We start from the raw sequence: 1761 nt of genomic DNA on the forward strand, positions 1-1761 counted from the left end.
ATGGATTCCGTCAGCGAATCCCAAATGTCGAGAAAGACAAAGGCACTTTGTACGGAGAGCTTACAGCACTTGTTCTGCCAGCTGATTCAGCAGATACAAGAGTTAAGCAAGAAGGGCTCTGGGATCTCCAAATCGATCGGTCGCCTGCATCTGATTGACGCGACGGATATTTCACTTCCAACCCTCCTTGGAAGCTGGGCTCGCTGCGGTAAACGAAAAACGGGCGTCCGCCTCCATACGCGTGTGGTTGTTGCCGACCCAGACACCGTTTTCCCTGATAAGGTGATCGCCTCGACGGTAAATGTTCGAGAATCCGTTGTCGTGATGGAGTTGATAACGGATGATGACGTGACCTATGTCATGGACCGTGGATATGAGAAATGCCTTCATTTTGAAAGATGGGTAACCGAAGGAAAACGTTTTGTGGTACGTGTACGTGACTTGCTGCAGCTCTACCCGGTAGCAGGTACCGAACGAGAAATTCCGACTGATTCCCCGAATGTGATCCGAGATGTGGATGTGCTGACCAATAAGACGACTGTTCCGATTCGACTCGTGGAGTTCACAGATGGAAAAGGTGGTCATTATCGCGTTGTTACAAGTCGGTGGGACTTACCAGCAGCCGAAATCGCACACATTTACAAAAAACGCTGGCTCATCGAAGTGTTTTTCAAGTGGGTAAAACAGCATCTTAACCTTATCCAGCAGCCGAAATCGCACACATTTACAAAAAACGCTGGCTCATCGAAGTGTTTTTCAAGTGGGTAAAACAGCATCTTAACCTTATTCAACTGTTCGGCTGTCATTCAGATGCGGTTTGGAACCACCTTTTCTTGTCACTGATAGCATTCGCTGTTAGCCTGCTTTTAAAGTTAAAGTTACAAACGAAAAAAACACAGTGGGCGGTGCTAAAGCTGCTCAGGTCATATCCCTTTCACCCATGGGAGGAGTTTCTAGTGGCGTTAAATCGGGAACCAACCAGGACCTCAAAAGGTAGACAGAAAACAGGTAGTCGGCAAGTGATGATGGAACCGCAGCGGATCATTCTGAACTAAGGCAATAACAAACAGCCAAATATCCAATTTTTTTTTTAGTCGGCAAGTGATGATGGAACCGCAGCGGATCATTCTGAACTAAGGCAATAACAAACAGCCAAATATCCAATTTTTTTTTGGAGAAACACGTCAACTTAATAGGCGTTGCTGTTTTTGCTCAAATGGATAAAGTCCAGATGTAATAATATGTTATTTTTTGTGGATAACCTTTGATCGCAATTAAACTATTCTACGATGTTAGGTTTGNGATAAAGTCCAGATGTAATAATATGTTATTTTTTGTGGATAACCTTTGATCGCAATTAAACTATTCTACGATGTTAGGTTTGATGCATGCTTAGTGTGAATTTCATCGTTATACTTCCATCTACTCTGCCTTTATGTGAATTTCTCTACTCGTAAGGATGTTTTTCATCGCTAAAACCGGGCTGCTGCTCAATACCATCTCTTTAACGATGAGTTTCATCGTTATACTTCCATCTACTCTGCCTTTATGTGAATATCCCCGCTCGTAAGCATGTTTTGCATCGCTAAAGTCAGGCTTCTACTCAAGATCATCATTTTAACGATGAAAATCATCGTTAAAGCCATCACCACATCCACAAAACTAGAGTAAAGGGCTGAATATTCAGCCCCTCCTCATCAAACCGTACATGAAGTTTTCCCTCATACGGCTTTCCGATGTTCTTCAATCATGAGCATGCGG

General features: G+C 43.5%; 2 protein-coding genes. Both read left to right on the top strand.

Translation table 11 applies throughout. The features are described 5' to 3' along the window. A partial coding sequence (locus ASD40_RS27530; RefSeq protein ID WP_057306353.1) for an IS4 family transposase occupies nt 1-768 on the top strand: 768 nt, incomplete at its 5' end. After that, the gene (locus ASD40_RS39520; protein ID WP_442952729.1) at nt 750-1055 is read left to right on the top strand and encodes a hypothetical protein; all 306 of its coding nucleotides are present in this window, start codon (nt 750-752) and stop codon (nt 1053-1055) included. The genes ASD40_RS27530 and ASD40_RS39520, both read left to right, overlap by 19 nt. The last annotated feature ends 706 nt before the right edge of the window (nt 1056-1761 follow it).

It is taken from the genome of Paenibacillus sp. Root444D2, from assembly GCF_001426375.1.
Classification (GTDB): Bacteria; Bacillota; Bacilli; order Paenibacillales; family NBRC-103111; genus Paenibacillus_E.